Raw genomic sequence first — 20,867 nt, 5'->3', positions numbered from 1 at the left:
GTTTAGTTTGTAGAAGTAGTAGTCTGCTTTGGCTCATCAGCAGGTTGCTTGTCCTGTTGTTTTTCTTTCTGTTCTTGTTGCTCTTTTTTCTCTTTCTCCTCACGCTTGCGCTGACGCAGTAAAGCTCTTTCTTCCGGACTGTTTTTAGAAAAAATCTCTTTAAAACGATTATAGTCTACATTAACGGTAAAACCCACACCTGTTTCAATAACCTGACCCTGGATAACAATATACTGGTCGCGGCGATAAGCACGCAGAATGTAGCGGCCGTCTTTAGTTAAACGATAATTAACAGATACGTTACCAGCTATCGTACTGGAGCTTTGCCCCGGTTGTTGTTTACCTTCGAGTTGGAAATTATTACCAATGGTTACGGTTAACCTATCATTCAGGAAGCGTTTTGATAGCCCCACGTTCAGGTCTGTACGGTTTTGTTCGGTACCTGAGGAGTAATCCTGGCCCGATTGCAGGTCGAAGTTCAAATCCACACCTCCAATAAAGTTACCCGCAAGTTTATTTAATTGGTTAGATAGTAGGCTGCTCACGCTATTACGGACAGCACCTTCCACACCGGCACTGCCGCCTTGGCTTTGTAAAGGATTATCGCCAATAAAGTGACCCAGTACCAATACGCCCAACACTTGTTTATTCATTTCGTTAGGGTCGCGCCTGATTTGCGAAAGGCGGTTGTTCACAGCATCAACAACGCTTTGCGACACGGTGTAATTACTATCCGGTAACACTATGTCAAAGCTGATTTTTGGTGTAAGCAACTGATCTTTCATGTTGAGGTTTACATTGAAAGGTAGCTTTTGTTTATAAACAGTGCCAGAGCCATCTGTACCGCTCAATTGATCCTGCACTAAATCAATAGGAGGAACGTTAGCCAGGTAAATTGCGGTTAAATCAACGTTGGCGTTGGTCGGGTCGCCATTCCAAACAATGGTACTGCCTTGTTTAAAGCGGAACAAGCGGCTTACCGGCCCGTAAGATAGCTGGTATGAACCTTCGTTAACGGTATAGGTACCGGTTAGGTTAATTTTACCGCTTGGATCAATACCCGCGCTTAGTTGTGCTTCGCCCTTAATGTGTACCACATCGCCGTTACGCTCATCAATTACAATGTTGAAGTTGGCGTTCTTGCTAACGTTTAAAGTAGCTGTTAAGTCTAAACCCGTAAGTTCTGATTTGCGGAGCGAATCCAGTTGTTTGGCGTATAATATGGAGTCAAGATCAGGGTTTTTACTGACGAACTCCACCACGCCCTTTCGGTCCTCCACACTCGGGTCGGTAGTGGGCAGCACAAAAGTCATATCCGTTTTATCATTCACGGTCAGGCTGGCATCAACCACAGGCTTGTTCATATCGCCCCGTATCTTCACACGTGTATCAATATAAAGCTGACCGTAAAACAACTTGTTATCGGCCTTGGTAGAGTTTACCGCACGGAAGTTGGCTGCATTAATATCTAACCCAAAACGGAAATCGGTATAGGTTTTCGTATAAACCGCTCCCGTAACTGTGGCTTTATTGCCAAGGCTATCTATCAGTGTAAAATCGTTGAAACGTACACCCTCGTTATTAAAGGTAATGCTTTCGTTAGGCATGGTAAAGTAGGAGTTGAGCATGGATACATTGAACCCAACTTTGGTGAAATTGATATCTCCCCTTACCGCTGGCGCAGCTGTATTACCTGTAATTTTTAACTGACCTGTAATGTTGCCCGTAGCCCTGCGTATGCTGCCAAAACTGAAGCCTTCAATGCTCTTCATGCTCATATTCACAATGTTCAGGTTCATATCCATGCGGCCTTCGGGGGTATCGGTGTAATACATGCCGGTTAGGTCTACCTGGTTACCGTAGCCGGTTATGCTTACGTTTGCTGCGTAGGCATTGGCGGTTTGGTTGTTCACTTTAATGGCTATGTTACCAACGGTATCGCCTTTAAAGTTAAAATCGCCAACATTCATATCGGCTACAAATACGGGTGATGCCTGCAGGTTGCTTACTACTGCATTACCATTAATGGTACCACCTACCAATAGCGAGTCTTGCTGGGCCAGGCGGGTTAGCGTTTCGATATGGAAATTGTTGAAATTAACGGTGAGCGGTGCGTTAGGCTGCGCCGGGTTACTGTTAATACTCAAAGTTTGATTATTATTGGTTAATGCAAAATCGCGTGCTAATATACCTTTGGGGCCATACTGGAATGAGTTGTTAGGATTAACCGCCCATTCGGCATAGTCTAATAGCAACCCGTTTTGCAGGAAGCTGAACTGGTAGGCGCCCGGTATTACGTTAAATACACCGGCTATACGGTAGCGCTCTTTCTTCGCAGCATCACGTACTTGCAGGCTCAAATTCAGTTTGTCATTTTGGGCATTACCGCTGAGACTAGGGTACAACAGTTTTAAACTGCTGCCTGCTTGTATTTGGTCAAAGGTTAACGCGTAGTTTAAAGCGTTATTGGCAGTGTTAATGTTTATTTTGCCATTACTTACTACGTTAGTGCCATAAACAATTTTTGGCATGGTACCGTTAACCAGCAATTCTCCGGTTTGGCTATCAAAGCGGCCATTGATCAATACCGGGTCAAGCTGTTTCAAATCGGGTGCAAACTGTGCAACCAGTGGTGTTTTAACCACGCGCATATCAAAGTTGAATTGCTGAGGTTTGTACGGTGCAGTTTTAATTGCTTTACCTCGTGCTGCCGGGGCGGCGGCTAAAGCGGTATTGAAGTATTTATTTATATTATCTTGTAAGGCAGTACCTATTTGCGTTAGCTGATACTTGCCACCTAAATGGGCAGTTAGGAACGGCGTTGCTAACCGCAGGCTACTGCTATCGGCATTGGCGGTTGAAATAACACTTACGGTATCTAACTGAATACGCTGTCCTTTATTCACCAATAGCATATCCGTTAATACGGCGCTACCATTTAAATAGTCGGGGTCGGCAGTAGGGAAGTTAGCTACCAGCTTACCATGAAAGCGCATATCATCCTTCACAAAATTTAGCTTTTGCAGGTTCACACTATCAACCAGTACCGTGGCGTTAACCGACGGATATTTCTTGTTCATGTTGGCCTTGGCATCCAGCGTAAAGTTGATGTTTGGATCTTTCATGCGGGCTGTGGCTACATAATTTCCATTACGGGCACTGCCTTTGGCTACCAGGTTGCGGTAGTTGTAACCCTTTATTTGTGCACTAAGTACGTTGGCGGCAAACTGTAGGTTCAAATGTTTAGGATCGGCACCTGCACCTTTAACGTTGGCATTAAGCGTAAGGCGGCCTACCATTTGCGGCTGACCGCTCAGGGCACCGGCATTCAGGTTTTTTACCTTCACGTTGGCCGCATAAGCAATGCGCTTCATGTCCATTGCATTCTTGACGTTTGCATTTATGGCTGCGGCACCTAATGTTGAACTTAATGTCATTTGCGTCGACAGATCCTTCATGGTGCCTTTCAGCTTACCACGCAGGGTCATGTACTCAGGTATATTAATATTAGGAGGGATGGTACCACGTGGTGCCAGGCGCATGATATCGCGACGACTGGTAGTAAAATCGGCCAGATTTACATCGAAATAAGCCTTTTTCACATCGGGCATGCCACGCAACACGGCTGATGTTTTGATGTGCGTATTTGATAAACCGGTTACTTCAAAATTAGGGATGTTCAGGTTGTTAACCCGACCCATAATCCGGCCGTTGATCTTGAATACTGCATTGGGTGTACTTTTGAACGGTTCCATGCTGGCCATAGTAGGCATGAGCAATAACACATCTTTTAAGCCTAAACTGCTGCCATCTAAATTGGCGTTGATGCCTAACTTTCCAATGTCTTTGGTTAAGCTTTCAATAGATGGGTAAGTAACTTCTAAATTGCGTTGCAGTACGGTTTGCGGGGTTTCAACATACAAATCTTTTAGGTAAGCGCTTTTGGCACCATACATAAACGAGGTACGGAACTGTTTGAGGTTGAAACCACTCTTGTCTGTAAACGTAAACTGGTTTACCTTGCCCGCTATGGTATCCGGACTGTACGAAAGGTTTTCTATCTCCGTAGTCAGGTTCTTAATATCCATGTGCCCAAAATCAATACCGCGGCGCAAAGGTGCCTGAGCATTGTTATCGAACTTAATATCGTTATTAGCTAAACTAATTTTGCCAATAGTGGCGTGCCATGGTTTGGTGCTGTTAGGAGCAGTAACAAGGGTGTCTAATTTTTTGGCACCCTTAACTATAGCTTGGGTTACCGATTGTGGTTTGGCCAGGGTTAAACCTGCTTTGGTGTCATTCAGGGTAATGCTTTTAACACCAACACGCTGATTTTTCAGGTCAATAGCATCCATCTCTACCAATAGCTTTCCAAGGGTGGTCACGGTGCTCATTTCGTTGGTACGGTAATCTATCTTGATCTTCGAAAAATCGATAGTACCCAGTTCCAGTTTCAGGTTAAGCGGAGTGGTGGCGGTATCTACCGCATTAGTTTGGGCAATGCTCGAACCGGCTGGTGTTTGTATAATTCGGGCGTTAACATCCGAAAGGTTTATCTTCGGGATACTGAAACGCATGCTGTCTAAATCAAATTTCTTAATGCGGGTATCAAAGTGGCCTAATAAAAATTTGACGTCGTTGCCGGTGGTCACATCTTTATAGGCAATGTTAATACGGTCGAGTATTATTTTATCTAACGATATTTTAAGTGTAGAAGTGGTGTCTTCGGGTTTGGGTTCTTTCTTGTTTTCTCCGGCAAAAGCTTTGATGATATAATCAAAGTTGAAAAGACTATCGGGTCCGCGATTGATTTTGGCGGTAATGCCCTGCAAATTGATCTCGTTAATCTCTACCTGGCTTTTCAGGAGCTTTAACATGCTAATGTCTACCTTCAGTTCATCGCCTGCTATAAGAGTGTCACGTTTTTGATCTTCAAAATAAACATCTTTCAGCACCAGCATTTTGGGGAAGCCAATGGTGATGTGTCCAATTTCAACTTTAGTATGAATTTTCCCTTCCAGGAAATTTACGGCTTTGTCTTTAGCGAAATTTTGTACGGCGGGCACTTGTATCAAAAGAACTACAAGGAGCACCAGAAAGATGACACTACCAACTATCCAAAGAATGGTTTTTAAAGCTATACGTCCAAATTTTTCCAATTTTATTAACTTTTCGAGATGTAGATGATGCAGTACTAAAAGTTGTACAAACACTATGCCCCCTGCCTGTGGGAAAACAAGATAACGGCAAATTTACACTTTTAACACCCGTAATTTTAAATGGTTTTAAGCGTTTTTATATTTAATACAGCATTTTGCAGCAGGATTAACCTTCTGCATTCAGTGTGAATACTTTAGCATTTTTGTTGAAAAATGCTTTATACTTTAAACAGGGGAGGGCGGTATTTTATTTAAATTTGTACTCCACGCGAAGGATTAGTTATGCCAGATTTTTCTCATTTACACGTTCACACCCAGTTTTCTTTACTCGACGGTGCCGCCGATATATCAAAGCTCTACAAAAAAGCAGCAGCCGATGGTATGAAAGCCCTGGCCATAACCGATCATGGTAACATGTTCGGCGTATTTAAATTTGTAGCCGAAGCTTCAAAACATGGTGTAAAACCCATTGTTGGCTGCGAGTTTTACGTGGTGGAAGACCGTCATAAAAAACAGTTTACCAAAGAGAAAAAAGACGTACGCCATCACCAGTTGTTACTAGCTAAAAATGCACAGGGCTATAAAAACCTCATCAAGCTTTGCTCGCTGGGGTACATGGAGGGTTTGTACAGCAAGTGGCCGCGGATAGATAAAGAACTCATCCTTAAATATCATGAAGGGCTTATTGCTACTACCTGTTGTATAGGAGCCTCAGTACCCCAGGCTATCCTCAAAAAATCGGAAGACGAGGCTGAAAAGGAGTTTAAATGGTGGCTGGATATTTTTGGCGAAGACTATTATATCGAGGTACAACGTCACGACATTCCCGAGCAAACTACTATTAATAATACGCTGCAAAGGTTTGCCAAGAAGCATAACGTAAAGATCATTTGCTCTAACGATTCGCACTATGTAGACCAGCAGGATGCTAACGCGCACGATATTTTGCTGTGCGTAAACACCGGCGATATGCAAAGTACGCCCATTGCCACTGACGAAGAAGGCGGCAAGGGTTATCGCTTCGGCTTTCCTAACGACCAGTTTTATTTTAAAACGCAGGCCGAAATGGCCAAGCTGTTTCACGACATACCCGAAGCGTTAGATAATACCAACGAAATTGTAGACAAGGTAGACGTGCTGAAGCTGAAACGCGACATCATGTTGCCTAACTTCCCTATACCGCCCGAGTTTCAGATACACCAGGGACCGGAGTCGGACGTGCTCAATCAATGGGAATACCTGAGAGATTTAACCATGAAAGGTGCCCGCGAGCGGTATCTTGATTTTACACCCGAGGTAGAAGAGCGCATTAACTTTGAGCTGTTCACCATTAAAACCATGGGTTTTGCAGGTTACTTCCTCATCGTGGCCGATTTTATTAAGGAGGGCCGTAACATGGGCGTATTCATTGGTCCGGGACGTGGTTCGGCGGCAGGATCTGTGGTGGCTTATTGTACGGGCATTACCAATATAGATCCTATTAAGTACAACCTCCTGTTCGAGCGTTTTTTGAACCCCGACCGTAAGTCGATGCCCGATATTGATACGGATTTTGATGATACCGGTCGGCAAAAGGTGATTGACTATGTGGTTGATAAATATGGTAAGAACCAGGTAGCCCAAATTATTACCTACGGCTCTATGGCCGCCCGTACCAGTATACAGGATGTAGGCCGCGCCCTGGATATGCCGCTGGCCGAGGTAAACGCGCTGAAAAAACTGGTGCCCGATACCTTGGGCATTAACCTTAAAACGGCTATTGAGCAGGTGCCCGAACTGGCCGAGATCTATAAATCTAAAGAATTAAAAGGTATTGTACTGCGCGAGGCCGAAAAGCTGGAAGGCTCGGTACGTAATACGGGTGTGCACGCAGCGGGTATCATCATAGCGCCCGATGACTTAACAAATATTGTTCCCGTAGCCACCGCCAAAGACTCCGACCTGCTGGTTACCCAGTACGACGGCCGCGTTATTGAAGATGCCGGTGTTATTAAGATGGACTTTTTGGGCCTCAAAACCCTCACCATTATTAAGGATGCGCTTCGCCTGATTAAGCAAAACCACGGTGTGGAAATAGATATAGATTACATTCCCTTAGACGATCAAAAAACCTACGAGCTTTACCAACGGGGCGATACCAACGGTACCTTTCAGTTTGAAAGCGACGGTATGCAAATGTATCTGCGCGATTTAAAGCCCGATAGGTTTGAAGATTTAATTGCCATGAATGCCCTGTACCGACCGGGGCCAATTGAGTACATCCCCAGCTTTATTAAGCGTAAGCATGGTTTAGAGCCTGTATCGTTCGATTTGGATGACATGGAGGAGTACCTGGGCGAAACCTATGGTATTACCGTATACCAGGAGCAGGTGATGCTTTTATCGCAAAAACTGGCCGGCTTTAGTAAGGGCGATGCCGACGTTTTACGGAAGGCCATGGGTAAAAAGCAAATTGAGGTGCTCAACAAAATGGAAGGCCAGTTTATGGAAGGTGCGGCTGCCAAAGGCCATGCTAAAGATAAACTGACCAAGGTTTGGAACGACTGGAAAGCCTTTGCCCAATATGCCTTCAATAAATCGCACTCTACCTGTTATGCCTTTGTGGCCTACCAAACGGCTTACTTAAAGGCGCATTACCCGCCCGAGTTTATGGCTGCGGTATTAAACAACCAGAACAATATTGAAAAGATCTCTTTCTTTATGGAAGAAACCCGCCGCATGGGCATTAACGTGCTTGGCCCCGATGTAAATGAATCTGACCTGGCCTTTGCCGTGAATAAAAAGGGCGATGTGCGCTTTGGCTTAACTGGCGTAAAAGGAATAGGCGATAAGGCGATTGAAAGTATTATAGACGAGCGCAACGAGCGCGGCCCTTATAAATCTATATTTGACTTTGCGCAGCGCAGCAATGGCCGCAACGTTAACAAGAAAGCCTACGAAAACCTGGTGTATAGCGGAGGCTTTGATAGTTTCGGCTTGAACCGTTCCTGCTTTTTTGCCAAAACGGAGAATGGCATATTAAACGGCGTTGAACGCTTAATTAAATACTCCAACGATTATCAAAATACGCTGAATAGTTCGCAGTCGTCGTTATTTGGCGGTACTGTGGAAGCTTACATACCCGAACCGGCCATGCCCGATAGCGAAGAGTGGCCGCTGATAGAAAAGCTGAAGTACGAAAAGGATGTAATAGGGATCTATTTGACCGGTCACCCGCTTGACAACTATAAGCTGGAACTCGAAAAATACTGCCAGAACAAAGTAGCCGACCTGAAAGTATTAGTAGCCATGCGCAACGGCGAAGCCCCACCCGAAATGATGGAACGTTTTGCCACCCTGCGTAAGCAAGGCGAACTCAGCATTGGCGGCCTCATGGCCAATGTGCAGCATAAAATGACCAAGACCGGCAAGCCCTTCGGTACCTTCGTCATAGAAGATTATTTTGACAACTACGAGTTTGCATTATTTGGCGATGATTACATCAAATTCCGCAACCTGCTGGGCGATGGCTTTTTTGTGCAAATCAAAGGCACGGTAGAAGAAAAGTACCGCCAAAAAGACAACTGGGATATGCGCCTGGCCGCCATTAACCTGCTCTCCGAAATGCGCGATAAAATGACCAAATCGCTCACCGTGTGCGTACACCTGCACGCCCTAACCGATCAACTGGTTAACAACCTGCAAAACATCATCGAAGCCAACAACCAAAAATACCCCGTCAAAAATTGCACCCTCCGCTTCATGATCAAAGACAGCGAGGACACGTTGTTTACCGACATGTTTTCGAAGACCTGTAAAGTAAACCCAAGTGATGATTTGATTGAAGGGATTTTTGGGTTGACGAATGTGCAGCCGGTGTTGAAGTAGGGTTGATATATGTAATATTATTGGAAAAGCGATAGCGTTGCAACCGCACATAGGCAGGTATAAATGCTTGCGGTTGCAGCGCTACCGCTCGCAATTACGTTTAATTTATAAGATTAACCTAAATCAAAAAACGTATAAATTTTAAATAGAATTGGATTGATGTCTTTGTGCTGGTTGATACAATTAAACACATCATTATTAATTGATATTTCAGTAGTAACCCCACTTCTTATTTTAATTAAGTGAGGGTAGCCGTCATAAAGCTTCAAGCCATAAAGCATTTTGGAGATTACAACTTCCGGATAGTCAGATTCCGGGGTTTTGCCGTTTAAATAAATGATCTCAACCTGTTCTGGCAAATATGGTACTATATTCTCTTCAACATATTTTTTTAAGCTTAACTTGTTATTATAACAAAAGAAGTTTTTGTCTCCCATGTTATTTAAATAATTTAAATATTCTAATTCAATAGGGTCTTTCTTAGTTGAGTTTTTATACCAAACAACAAAGAGAATTATAATTAGAAAGCCAAACATCATTAGGTTGCTTCAACTTTAGGTTGCAACTAATATACAGGTAATTGGCTAAATTTATTTATTGTAAGTCTGTAAAAAAATCTGTGTCAACCCCGCTGCCGCGAGTTTAGCGTAGGGTAACAAGTAGTATAGTATAGGAAGGTTTAACCTTCCTATACTATACTACGAATCATACACTCGTAGCAACGAGTGGATGTATTAATTTTATCCGATGATCAACCAATTGGCTCCAACAGCCTTAACTGTAATAAATTTATATTGAGTAGCTAATTGAATAGTAGCTGCCCCATTGATATTCTGTTGAACTGTTGAAACAACTTGTCCTGTTACCGTAATTACTCCGGTGCCTGAATTAATAATTGTTTGTTCTTTTCCCGGAACTATCAGGGCGTTCATTAAGGTGACTGTAAAGGTATTTGAGGTACAATTAATTACCTGATCAGCTTCTAAAGTAGCGTAAGCGCTCGATTTGTCGGTTGAAGGAACGTTTTCCCGGTATTCACTCCGGTTAGTAAAATTTAAATACTGGTTGGCGTTACAGTTTTCAATATTATTGCCTAAAAATTTAACGCCAGTTGTTGTTGCACCGTTAGAAAAAAACGAAAATGTTGTAGTCCCCCCGCGCTGTGCGTAGTCTCCGACTACGCACCACTATGCCCGCAGACTTCAGTCTGCCCAAATCACCGGGAAAATACTTAAATAACGTGTTGGCAATGCACCCAATACGGTTGCCAGCGCTGATTGCTATTTATGCTTAACAATATAAAGGCTGTTTGGTGCACTGTTAACCGCATATACTAAAAAGGCAACATCGGCTTTGTATTGGGCCGGCAAGCGGTAGTAATTTATACCGGTGTCGTAATCAAAATCACCCGGAAAAAGTATAGCGGCCGATTGACAGGGCAGTTTAAATTTAAGCACTTCGTTTTGGTGTTTTACTTCATAATAAGCATCGCCGTCCCACCAGTGATAGTGAGTGCCGCCGTTACCTCCCAGGCCGCTTAACGGGTTAAAAATTTTAAAGCTATTAAACTCCTTAAGGTGAAAGTGTTTAAGGCAGATGACCTGTGCGGGGTCTGTCCATTTTTGAAAGGGCTTAATTTCATCCTTTAGTATAATGCAGTTCTTTCTTAGCTGTGCATATTCCGTGTTTTTTATAACATGGTCATGCACTACCTTGCCGGTTAAGGTAATAGTTACCATATGGGCGAGGTTGTCTTCGCCCAGTGTTGATGCATAGTTTTTGTATTCCAGTTTTACCACATTTTGCAGGGTGTCAAAATACAGATAGCCGTCATTGCCTTCGGTCATCACCGTATCGTTGGCACTCCAATTAGATTCTCCGGGGTGGTATTCAAAGCTGCCGGTAACAGCAACTTTGGTTAAGGTATAATGTGCCGATTTTACGCCGGCTTCAATGGTATTAAATTGCCGGTTATAGTACCTGCTGGTTATTTGATTTATCCCCACAACTACAAACGGAAACGCAATTAAAACAAGCAGGCCTATCAGTATTTGGTATCTCTTCTTCATGCGGTGGTTTAAGTTAATAAAAGTGCTGTTTCAATATATACCTCATGTAGTGCTGCTTGTTTTAAACTGATGATTTATATAGTATTAAATGGTTTATTGTTCTGCACCCCCCGCCCGTTCAGGCGTCCACGCCTGAACGAAACTACCCGTGCAAATTTATAAAAATGATTTGCACATAACTTTCGTACATTGGCCCATCCATTTAACCATCATCAACATGTATTTCTTACCCATTATAGGCGTTATTGTATTCGTATTATTATCGGGCATCCGCATTGCGCAGGAGTATCAACGGGCGGTGGTTTTTCGCTTGGGGCGCTTTCAGGGCATTAGGGGGCCGGGGCTTTTCTGGCTCATCCCGTTCATAGAACGGCAGCAACTGGTGGATATCCGCACCAAAACGGTTGACCTGGAACAGCAGGAAACCATTACTAAAGACAGCGTGACCATTAAGGTAAACGCCGTGCTATGGTTCAAGATCACCAACCCCGAAGATGCCATTATAAAGGTAGCCGACTATAATAAAGCAGTTTACCAGTTTTCGGTGACTGCCCTGCGTAACATCATAGGCCAGCATTCGCTGGATGAAGTACTGCGCGAACGCGAGCAAATTAATGGCACCCTGCAAAAAATAGTGGATGCGGCCACCGGTCCATGGGGTATCAAAATTGAAATGGTGGAAATGAAGGACGTAGAGATCCCCGAAGCTATGCAACGCGCTATGGCCCGAGAAGCCGAAGCTATCCGCGAAAAACGTGCCCGTATCGTTAAAGCCGAGGCAGAACTCGAAGCATCGATCAAGTTAACCCAGGGCGCTAAAGAAATGGAACGCAGTCCTATAGCGCTGGAATTAAGGCGTATGCAAATGCTGTCGGAAATTGGCATTGATAATAATACTACCACCATTGTATTGGTACCGTCAGACTTTACCAACGCCGCCCGCAGCTTTACCGAAATGGTTGCCGCCCAGAAACCGGCCATTCAAAAAGACGAAGAGTAGCGGTTAATACCTGTAATGTGCTCATTCTGGAGGATTGGACACGATGGCTTTTATGTATGCGCAATATCTGTTAATTTGCCATCCCTCAAATTTTAGTATATATGAGCAAACTCACCCCATTCCATGTAGCCATCCCCGTATACAATTTAGATGAAGCCCGTAAATTCTACCGCGAAGTATTGGGCTGCCCCGAAGGCCGCAGCAGCGACCAGTGGACCGATTTTAACCTTTATGGTCACCAGTTCGTTATCCACCTTAAACCCCGGCCCGAAGGAGGATCGCAACATCACACCAATGCGGTAGATGGGCATGATGTACCTGTGCCGCATTACGGCGTGGTGCTGGAGTGGTACGCATGGCATGAGCTCGAAGCGCGTCTTAGAGCAAAAGGCATCCATTTCATTATTGAGCCGGGCATTCGCTTTGCCGGCAAACCCGGCGAACAGGCCACCATGTTCTTTCTCGACCCATCGGGCAATGCGCTGGAGTTTAAAGCGTTTAAAGATATAGGCCAACTGTTTGCAATATAACAGGCCTTTGCCGAGCGATGAAAATGATACAAGGCTAAACTAATTATTCAAATAAAATTGTTTTAAATTTGATAAGTGGTTAAACCACAGACTGCTTTAGTTGTCTATTAAAACATCATTTAAACAAAATGCTTATGAAAACCGGGTTAAGCAGGTTCTATTGTGCCATTGCTGTTTTGTTTATACTTTTTGGATTTTCGGCTTTTTATACAGGTCAGCTGGGTTACAAAGACGTTCCTAAATTTCCTTATAAATCAAAAGGTTTAACCGAGCGTGAGGCCGCGGCCCACCTGTTGAGCCGCTTTACTTATGGTGCCACTCCGGGCCAGGTTGACGAGGTAGTGAAAACCGGTCTCGAAAAATGGTTTGCTCAACAACTGGAAGCACGGCAACCCGATGATTCACTCAAACAATTACTCAAAGATTTTGATGCGGTTAAACTCAGTACCGAGCAAATCATCACCAAATACCCGCGCCCTTTCCAGGTAACCCGCATGATGATCCGCGATAGCGTGGTTAATAAAGATTCTATCAGGAGCGACAGGAAAGAATATAGGGATCTGATCAATAATTATATGCAGCAGCACGGCATGGTGGCCGAGCAGGAATTGTATCGGCAGTTTATTAACCAAAAAGTACTGCGTGCGGCTTACACCCAAAACCAGTTGCAAGAGGTCATGACCGACTTTTGGTTTAACCACTTCAACGTATCTATTACCAAAAACCAGTGTGCGGTGTTTATACCTACTTACGAGCGCGATGTAATACGGCCTAATGTATTTGGCAAATTTGGTAACCTGTTGCTGGCAACGGCCAAATCTCCGGCCATGCTCATTTATTTAGATAATTCGTCAAGCTCGGGCGATAATGCCGCCCCAGCCAAACCTAACAATACACAAGCTAAACCGAAGGCCGATGCTCAACCTGGTATGGGCATGGCAATGGAAGGTTCCTCAATGATGATGGGCAATACCATGGCTATGGTCGCACCCAAGCCACAGCCTAAAAAGAACGGCGCCGGTTTAAACGAAAACTATGCCCGCGAGGTAATGGAACTGCACACCCTGGGGGTTGATGGCGGCTACACTCAAAATGACGTAACCCAAGCTGCACGTGTATTAACTGGTTGGACCATTTACCCCATGGGCGATGAAGGCTATGGCTACATGCGCAAACTGCAGGAACGCTTTAGCGCAGACAGGTTAAAAGAACAAGGCTACGTGCACGACGGCGAGTTTCTGTTTACCGCCAACCGCCACGATCGTGGCCAAAAAACGGTGTTAGGCAAGCAATTTGGTCCCGATGGCGGCTATCAGGAAGGGGTAGATCTGCTGAATATGCTGGCTCACCACCAGTCTACTGCTAAATTTATTACCCGTAAACTGGCCGTACGCTTTGTGAGCGATAACCCGCCGCAATCGTTATTGAACAAAATGGTGAAAACCTTTAATGAGAAAGATGGCGATATTAAAGAAGTGTTGATCACTATGGTATCGGCACCCGAATTCTGGAGCAAAACATCGGTTCGCGAAAAAACCAAGTCGCCCTTTGAACTGGCCATCGGTGCCGTGCGTACGCTTCATGCCGATATTCAGCAACCATACCAGTTATATACCTGGATCAATCGCATGGGCGAAAAAAAATATTACTACCAGGCCCCAACTGGCTTTCCCGATAAGGGACAGTATTGGATAAATACCGGGTCGTTGCTTAACCGCATGAACTTTGGCCTGGCATTGGCATCCGGCCGTATACCGGGCGTAAATGTCAATCTTATGGCGCTCAATCAAAATCACGAGCCCGAAAGTGCACAGGCAGCTTTAACAACTTATAGCAAACTCATTATGCCCGAGCGTAATTTAAGCGAAACCATTAAGCGCTTAACGCCCATGCTTAACGACCCGCAACTGATGGATAAGGTAGCAGCGGCAAGCGCGCAAAACAAACCGGCAGCCAATCCTTCTACTGCATCTAACAATGTAATGATGAAGGGAACAGTGACTGATACGCTACGCGATAAAGCTTTAAAAAATAATACCTACATGGCTATGCAGGCCAAGGGGGTAAATAAAAATATGCTATCGCAGGTGGTTGGCGTTATTATAGGTTCGCCCGAGTTTCAAAGGCGGTAAAGCCTGTGCTATACTTGCCAGTGGGTGAGGTTGATGTTTAAATATTACAAGATTAAAATTTTAATCATGGTATCGAGAAGAGGATTTTTAAGATCGGGCGGTTTGGCCCTGATGGGCGTGGGCCTTATGGGCGGCATCCCAGGTTTTTTGGCCGAAGCTGTAGCCGGCGAACAACTCATTAACCCCTACGGTAAACGCAAGGTGCTGGTATGTATATTTCAGCGCGGCGCCATGGACGGACTGATGGCCGTTACACCTTTTACCGATGAATATCTGAAAGCCGCCCGACCTAACCTGTTTATGTCTGCCGCTAAAACCGGTACCGGCGCATCGTTGATAGATTTGGATGGTCACTACGGTTTACATCCCTCCATGCAGGCTTTTGAACCCATGTTCCGCGAAAAGCGTTTGGGTATCGTGCATGGCATCGGTTCGCCCAATAACACCCGTTCTCATTTCGACGCGCAAGATTACATGGAGTCGGGCACACCGTTTAATAAGGGTACGGCCAGCGGCTGGTTAAACCGCGCCGTGGGTTTACTTGGGCACGATGCCATTACGCCGTTCACGGCCGTAAGCTTAACGTCGGCCATGCCGCGTTCATTCTATGGAGATAATCCTACGGTATCTATCAGCAACCTGCAAGATTTTGCCATCCAAATGCGTGGTAACCCGGGTGCCGCCAACATGGCCGCCAAAAGCTTTGAAGACCTTTACGATAAAACATCGACCGGCTTATTGCACGATACAGGCAAGGAAAGCTTTGATGCCGTAAAAATGCTGCAAAAGGCCGATGTTAAAAATTATAAACCTGCCAACAACGTGGTTTATCCAACTTCGGCCTTGGGTAACTCCTTAAAACAAATAGCCCAGTTAATTAAGATGGAAGTGGGTATGGAAGTAGCCTTTACCGAATCTAACGGTTGGGATACCCATTACTCGCAAGGAACAGACAATGGCATATTTGCCCGCAACGTAGGTGATTTGAGCAGCAGCATGATGGCCTTTTGGAATGACCTCAGTGCTTACCAGGACGATGTAACCGTAATGACCATGACCGAATTTGGCCGTACCGTTCATCAAAATGGCACCGGCGGTACCGATCATGGCCGTGCCTCGTGCAACTTTATTTTGGGCAATAATGTAAACGGCGGACTTGTACACGGCAAAATGCAACCCTTAGCCAACGAAAACCTTGAAGATGGCCGCGACCTTGCCGTAACCACCGATTTTAGAAGTGTATTTAGCGAGGTAGCCGACCGCCAGCTTAAAGTAACCAATAACCGCGTACTATTCCCCGACTGGAAGGGGGAGAAGATAGGGGTGATGAGGGCGTAAGTAGCCTCTTGGAAAGGTTATTCAAAAATTCCCTCCTTGGGGGAGGGGTGCGGCCGGATTGCGCGGTGGCAGGGAGGGTCTGAACGCTATGATGTTTAATAAACGCTTCATTAGACCCCTCCCTGCCCTCCCGAGGGAGGGAATTGTAAAGCATGCTATCTTAACAAAACTTTGCGAAGTAACGCTACTACTGTTCAAAATAAGAGAGGCTGGCCTTTAACGTAAATTCTGTAATCTCGAACGAAAGTGAGAGATCCTGTTCAAACCACAAGTCACCGCCTCGTAGGATAGCAAGACTTCCGACAAGATTTTAGACATTTCAAAAAGTCCTCCCTCCCGGGGAGGATATAGGAGGGGCTTTTTGTTATTTTAGCGGCATGAACACGCATGAAATTCAAAAGTGGAAAGTGCTGAAAGAGCAGGATGTATCACCGAGTCCGTGGTTTCCTATATTGCAGCATACGGTGCAACTGGCCAACGGAAAAATTATCGACGATTATTACTTTTCCCCTTTGGGTGATGTGGTTCAGGTACTGGCCTTAACCCCGGCTCATGAAGTGATACTGGTAAGGCAATACAAACATGGTTTGGGCGAGATACTGCTTGAACTTCCCGGTGGTATGCGTCAAAATGGAAAATCGCTCATCCAGTCGGCCTTAAATGAACTGGAAGAGGAGATAGGTGTAAAGGCCAATGCCGATCAACTGGAATCTTTAGGTCAAATTGCCAATAACCCAACCAAAACAAGGCAAATTACTTACGGCTACATTTTGTTCGATGCCGAATTTAACTCCATACAAAAGCTTGACGAAACTGAAGATATTGAGGTACTCACCATGCCGGCCCCCGAGGTATTGCAATACGTAAAAGATGGTAAAATATGGGTAACCGATTCTATGAACTTCATCCTGAAAGCAGCACTTAGGTATCCCGATATTTTTAAGATTTAAACTTTTAATATTACTGTAATGAGTATGTATAAGAAGCAACTTAATACTATTATTCTTCATCGGTTTCCTACACCGTTGGGTACGGTAAGTTGTGGATTTAAAGCCGATTCGGCAGTAGTGGAAGTGTTGGGTCCTTACAATCAACCAAACGGCTATTGTACGTTAACCATAATGCCCAACTACAAGGTAGAGTCGATTAATTTTAAATTGCCTGCGGGAGATGATTACAAAGAGCATAACACTGCATCTCATGGTTGGTTATGGCGTATAGAAAAATTGACGGATGTTGTCGATCCTGTAGAACTTTATTGTAAAATATCTACCCAAAGAAAGATAAACTACGGTGCGGCCTGCGGCGAAGCATTAGACGCTATTGAGGCTTACGACGATGAGTGGTCATTGAATATAGGCACCGAAGATGGAGAAGCCATGAGAAATAGGGGTATGAATAGCGATGGAATGCCGGAGCGGTTAAAAGATCAACTGGATTTTCATAAATCGTTTACGATATTGAAGCGTACAGGGCTTTACACCAAAGTTCCGCATCTAAATAAAGGAGAACACTTTCACATACATTACCTTATGGCTTACGGTAAGCGAAGTGCAGAAGATATTTCTACATGGCTTGCGGTAGATACTCCGAAAAGGAAATTAGAAAATTGGGTAGGCGTTTGGTAAGTGCTTAGCAATTGAGTTAATTATAGAAAATTTATATCCGTCCAACCCATAAGTTCCATCATTCTTAAAAATTCAGGTTGCAACGGGGCTGCTATAGTTACTTCTTCGTTGCTCAACGGATGATTAAAAGTGAGCGTTCGCGCGTGCAGTAACATGGTGTTCAAGTCCCAGGTTTCGGTAAATAGCTTGTTTTGCTTATTACAACCGTGGGTGCGGTCGCCTATAATGGGATGAAAAATATGGGCAAAATGCTTACGTAACTGGTGCATGCGCCCGGTGGTAGGTTTGGCCTCCACCAGCGAATAGCGCGAGGTCGGGTGTTTACCTAAAGCAACAGGTAATTCGGCACGGGCCAATGTTTTGTAGGCGGTAAAAGCATTCTGTAATGTGCCATTTTCTTTACGTAACGCATAATCAATTTCCCCGCTTTCGGGCGTGTGGCCGCGCAATATGGCTAAGTATGTTTTGTGTACCTGGTTGGCAGCAAACTGCTGCTGCATGGCTATCTCGGTAGTTTTATTGAGGGCAAACAACAATACGCCACCCGTTTTACGGTCTATACGGTGAGCCGGAAACACTTGTTGGTTTATTTGATCTCTTAGGAGTTGCAATGCAAACTCTTCGGCATCTGCCGCAATGGATGAACGGTGAACCAGTAGTCCGTGGGGTTTATTAATAGCAATCAGGTCGTTATCCTGGTATAAAACAGATAGCATCAGGCTGTAAAAGTACGCTTTTAAGGCGTTAGAAGGTTTGAAGACGGTGATTTACATAATTTATTTTATCATGAGGATAGTATTATAATAAATTAATTGCTTTAAAATATATAATATTGTTTACTTTACATAAACCAAAATTTATACCATCTCCGTATAAAAATTTAAATCGATTAATTTAACATGAACAAAAAGGTTACCGTGCATAATGCTGACGTTGTGTCACTGTTAAGCAGCGCCTATACAAGCCGTGTTCATAATCCTAAAGAGAGTGTTGTTTTAGCTAAGCAGGCCCTCGCTATCAGTAAAAAAGCAGGTGATCTATCGCTTATTGGTAAGAGCCTTAATCAATTATCGCTGTTTTACATGATCTTAGGAGAGTATAAACTTTCTGTTAACACAGCTAAAGAAGCCATACGTTATTTTCAAAAACTTAACGACGAACGAGGCATTGCCGATGCCCAATATAATATTGCCAGTGTTTATTATAAGACCGATAACTACCATTTAGGGCTTATTAATTTGATAGATAGCCTGGCCATATACCGTAAGTTTGACGATTACCACAACCAGGCACGCACGCATAAATCTTTAGGCACCATATACGAGTACTTTGGCGACCGCAAAAATGCGGTACGATCTTACGAAGCCTCTATTGATGCCGCTAAAAAGGTAAAGGATCAAGACCTTGTTGCTAATGCTTACAATCCCCTTTCGGGTATTTGTCTCAAAAAAGGTAAGATACCAAAGGCCTGGGATATGATTCAAAAGTCGGTGGCCATAAAAACCAAGAGTGGCGATGTTAGGGGGTTGGCGTTTTCGCTTTACGGGCGTGGCAAGGTGCATGTGGCATTAGAGCGCTGGGCCGAAGCCGAGCAGGATTTTCAGCGTGCTATGGAAATTCATAAAGAGATGGGCGAACGACTGGGCCTGGGTATGGTTTATTGTAAGCTGGGTTCGTTATATGTAAAAACCAACCAGTTAAATAAGGCCAAGCATGTGCTCGAAAAGGCACTGCAATTTAGTACCAGCCACAATATCATCTACATTAAGTTTAAATCTAACTATCAGCTTTACCGCGTTTACAAAGCCGAAAATAATACCCTTAAATCTTTAGAATATCTTGAGCATTACTTAAACGAAAAGGAAACGGTGATCAACACCCAAACCCTCAAAATAATTGAGAACTATGAACTGATCACCAAAATGGAAACGCTTGAAAAGGCGGCCCAGTTAGAAAAAGAACGTATACACATCATGGAAAACCAGGCCAGGGCAGAGCATACGGCCCGGGTAAAGCAAAACTTTTTGTCTACCATGAGCCATGAGATACGTACGCCGCTTAATGCTGTGATAACCATTACATCCCTGTTGAACGAGCGAGTGGATCCCGAAGAAAAGCAACTACTCGATTCGCTAAAGTTTGCCTCCAATAACCTGTTAATGATCATTAACGATATATTGGATTTTACCAAGCTGGACACTGGTAGGGTACAGTTGGAGTGCCGTAACTGTAACCTGTTAGCACTCTTTAAAAGTATAAGCGAAACTTATAATAATATGGCTAAGGCCAAAGGTTTACTTGCAGAGATCAAGATTGACGAAAATATACCCGGCGATTACGAAGTTGACGAAACCAAGCTATCGCAAATTCTGAATAACCTCATCAGCAACGCTATAAAGTTTACGGATAGGGGCAAAGTAACCGTGGGCCTAAAGTTGATCAACAGTATTGGCGATCATGATACCCTGCGCTTTACCATTACCGATACCGGCGTGGGGATACCCGAAGACTTTTTTGACGAAATGTTCGATAGCTTTTCGCAGCCCAAGGCCATTACTACGCGCAAACAGGGAGGGTCGGGCCTGGGACTTGCTATTGTGAAGAAACTGGTAGAACTGCATCAAAGCCAGATACATTTTAAAAGCATCATAGGGCAGGGCTCCGAGTTTTATTTCGACATAAAATTTAAAAAAGCTACTCCTGTTAAAAAAGCAGTGGTGCAGGATCTTGATCAGTTAAGAAACAAAATTGTGCTTCTGGCCGATGATAATATGATCAACGCCATGGTGGCCCGTAAGCTGCTCTCGAAATGGGGCGTATCGGCCGAGCATGCCGTTAACGGGTTAGATGCCATTGAGAAAGCCAAGCAGCAGCAGTTCGATTTTATATTGATGGATATTCACATGCCCGAGATGAACGGGTTTGATGCCACCATGCATATCCGTAAAAATCAAAACCTTAACGTAAGCACGCCTATATTTGCGCTAACTGCCGATGTTACGGCCGAAAACCATGCTGAATATATTGGCTTTTTTACCGGCTTTTTGCGCAAACCAATAGAGATAGATAAGCTTTACGAAGCCTTGCTCAATGTCTCTGCTCGGGTCAATACTTCCTTCAGATAAAAAATTATTTAAATGAGTG

General features: G+C 44.3%; 13 protein-coding genes. 8 read left to right on the top strand and 5 right to left on the bottom strand.

The window, feature by feature from the left end:
- Positions 1–2 precede the first annotated feature (2 nt).
- A complete protein-coding gene (locus IEV61_RS01600) occupies positions 3–5,159 on the bottom strand; it encodes a translocation/assembly module TamB domain-containing protein (RefSeq protein WP_188413166.1) in 5,157 nt (1,718 codons plus the stop codon).
- Between the two features lie 282 nt (positions 5,160–5,441).
- On the opposite strand from IEV61_RS01600, the gene dnaE reads away from it, so the two are divergent.
- Positions 5,442–9,026, top strand: coding sequence for a DNA polymerase III subunit alpha (dnaE, locus tag IEV61_RS01595; RefSeq protein WP_188413164.1), 3,585 nt, complete (start codon positions 5,442–5,444; stop codon positions 9,024–9,026).
- Between the two features lie 113 nt (positions 9,027–9,139).
- On the opposite strand, the gene IEV61_RS01590 is transcribed toward dnaE, so the two are convergent.
- The 3 genes from IEV61_RS01590 to IEV61_RS01580 form a co-directional block, all read right to left on the bottom strand.
- Positions 9,140–9,565, bottom strand: coding sequence for a hypothetical protein (locus IEV61_RS01590; RefSeq protein ID WP_188413162.1), 426 nt, complete (start codon positions 9,563–9,565; stop codon positions 9,140–9,142).
- 201 nt (positions 9,566–9,766) lie between these two features.
- Positions 9,767–9,958 carry a hypothetical protein gene (locus tag IEV61_RS01585; protein WP_188413160.1) on the bottom strand — a complete coding sequence of 64 codons (192 nt, stop codon included), beginning with the start codon at positions 9,956–9,958 and terminating at the stop codon, positions 9,767–9,769.
- A gap of 348 nt (positions 9,959–10,306) precedes the next feature.
- Positions 10,307–11,095: a hypothetical protein gene (locus IEV61_RS01580; RefSeq protein WP_188413158.1), complete on the bottom strand. Its 789-nt coding sequence runs from the start codon at positions 11,093–11,095 to the stop codon at positions 10,307–10,309.
- Positions 11,096–11,312: 217 nt separating this feature from the next.
- Between IEV61_RS01580 and IEV61_RS01575 the strand changes: the two genes are divergently transcribed.
- From IEV61_RS01575 to IEV61_RS01550, 6 genes are all read left to right on the top strand, one after another.
- Complete coding sequence (locus IEV61_RS01575; protein WP_188413156.1) at positions 11,313–12,095, top strand: slipin family protein; 783 nt, start codon at positions 11,313–11,315, stop codon at positions 12,093–12,095.
- A gap of 101 nt (positions 12,096–12,196) precedes the next feature.
- Positions 12,197–12,625, top strand: a complete 429-nt coding sequence (locus tag IEV61_RS01570; RefSeq protein ID WP_188413153.1) for a VOC family protein — start codon at positions 12,197–12,199, stop codon at positions 12,623–12,625.
- A gap of 134 nt (positions 12,626–12,759) precedes the next feature.
- Complete coding sequence (locus IEV61_RS01565; protein WP_188413152.1) at positions 12,760–14,757, top strand: DUF1800 domain-containing protein; 1,998 nt, start codon at positions 12,760–12,762, stop codon at positions 14,755–14,757.
- A 66-nt stretch (positions 14,758–14,823) separates the two neighbouring features.
- The gene (locus IEV61_RS01560; RefSeq protein ID WP_188413150.1) at positions 14,824–16,095 is read left to right on the top strand and encodes a DUF1501 domain-containing protein; all 1,272 of its coding nucleotides are present in this window, start codon (positions 14,824–14,826) and stop codon (positions 16,093–16,095) included.
- A 377-nt stretch (positions 16,096–16,472) separates the two neighbouring features.
- On the top strand, positions 16,473–17,045 hold the full coding sequence (locus tag IEV61_RS01555) for an NUDIX hydrolase (RefSeq protein ID WP_188413148.1): 573 nt from the start codon (positions 16,473–16,475) through the stop codon (positions 17,043–17,045).
- A 24-nt stretch (positions 17,046–17,069) separates the two neighbouring features.
- A complete protein-coding gene (locus tag IEV61_RS01550) occupies positions 17,070–17,723 on the top strand; it encodes a hypothetical protein (protein ID WP_188413146.1) in 654 nt (217 codons plus the stop codon).
- 20 nt (positions 17,724–17,743) lie between these two features.
- Here IEV61_RS01550 and IEV61_RS01545 read toward each other — a convergent pair whose 3' ends face one another.
- Positions 17,744–18,439 (bottom strand): pseudouridine synthase, encoded by a 696-nt coding sequence (locus IEV61_RS01545; RefSeq protein ID WP_188413144.1) that lies wholly within the window; start codon positions 18,437–18,439, stop codon positions 17,744–17,746.
- Between the two features lie 183 nt (positions 18,440–18,622).
- Between IEV61_RS01545 and IEV61_RS01540 the strand changes: the two genes are divergently transcribed.
- Positions 18,623–20,848: a tetratricopeptide repeat protein gene (locus tag IEV61_RS01540; protein ID WP_188413142.1), complete on the top strand. Its 2,226-nt coding sequence runs from the start codon at positions 18,623–18,625 to the stop codon at positions 20,846–20,848.
- Positions 20,849–20,867: the final 19 nt, after the last annotated feature.

The sequence above is a fragment of the Mucilaginibacter galii genome, from assembly GCF_014635825.1.
Lineage (GTDB): Bacteria > Bacteroidota > Bacteroidia > Sphingobacteriales > Sphingobacteriaceae > Mucilaginibacter > Mucilaginibacter galii.
This window is presented reverse-complemented; position numbering and strand designations above follow the sequence as displayed.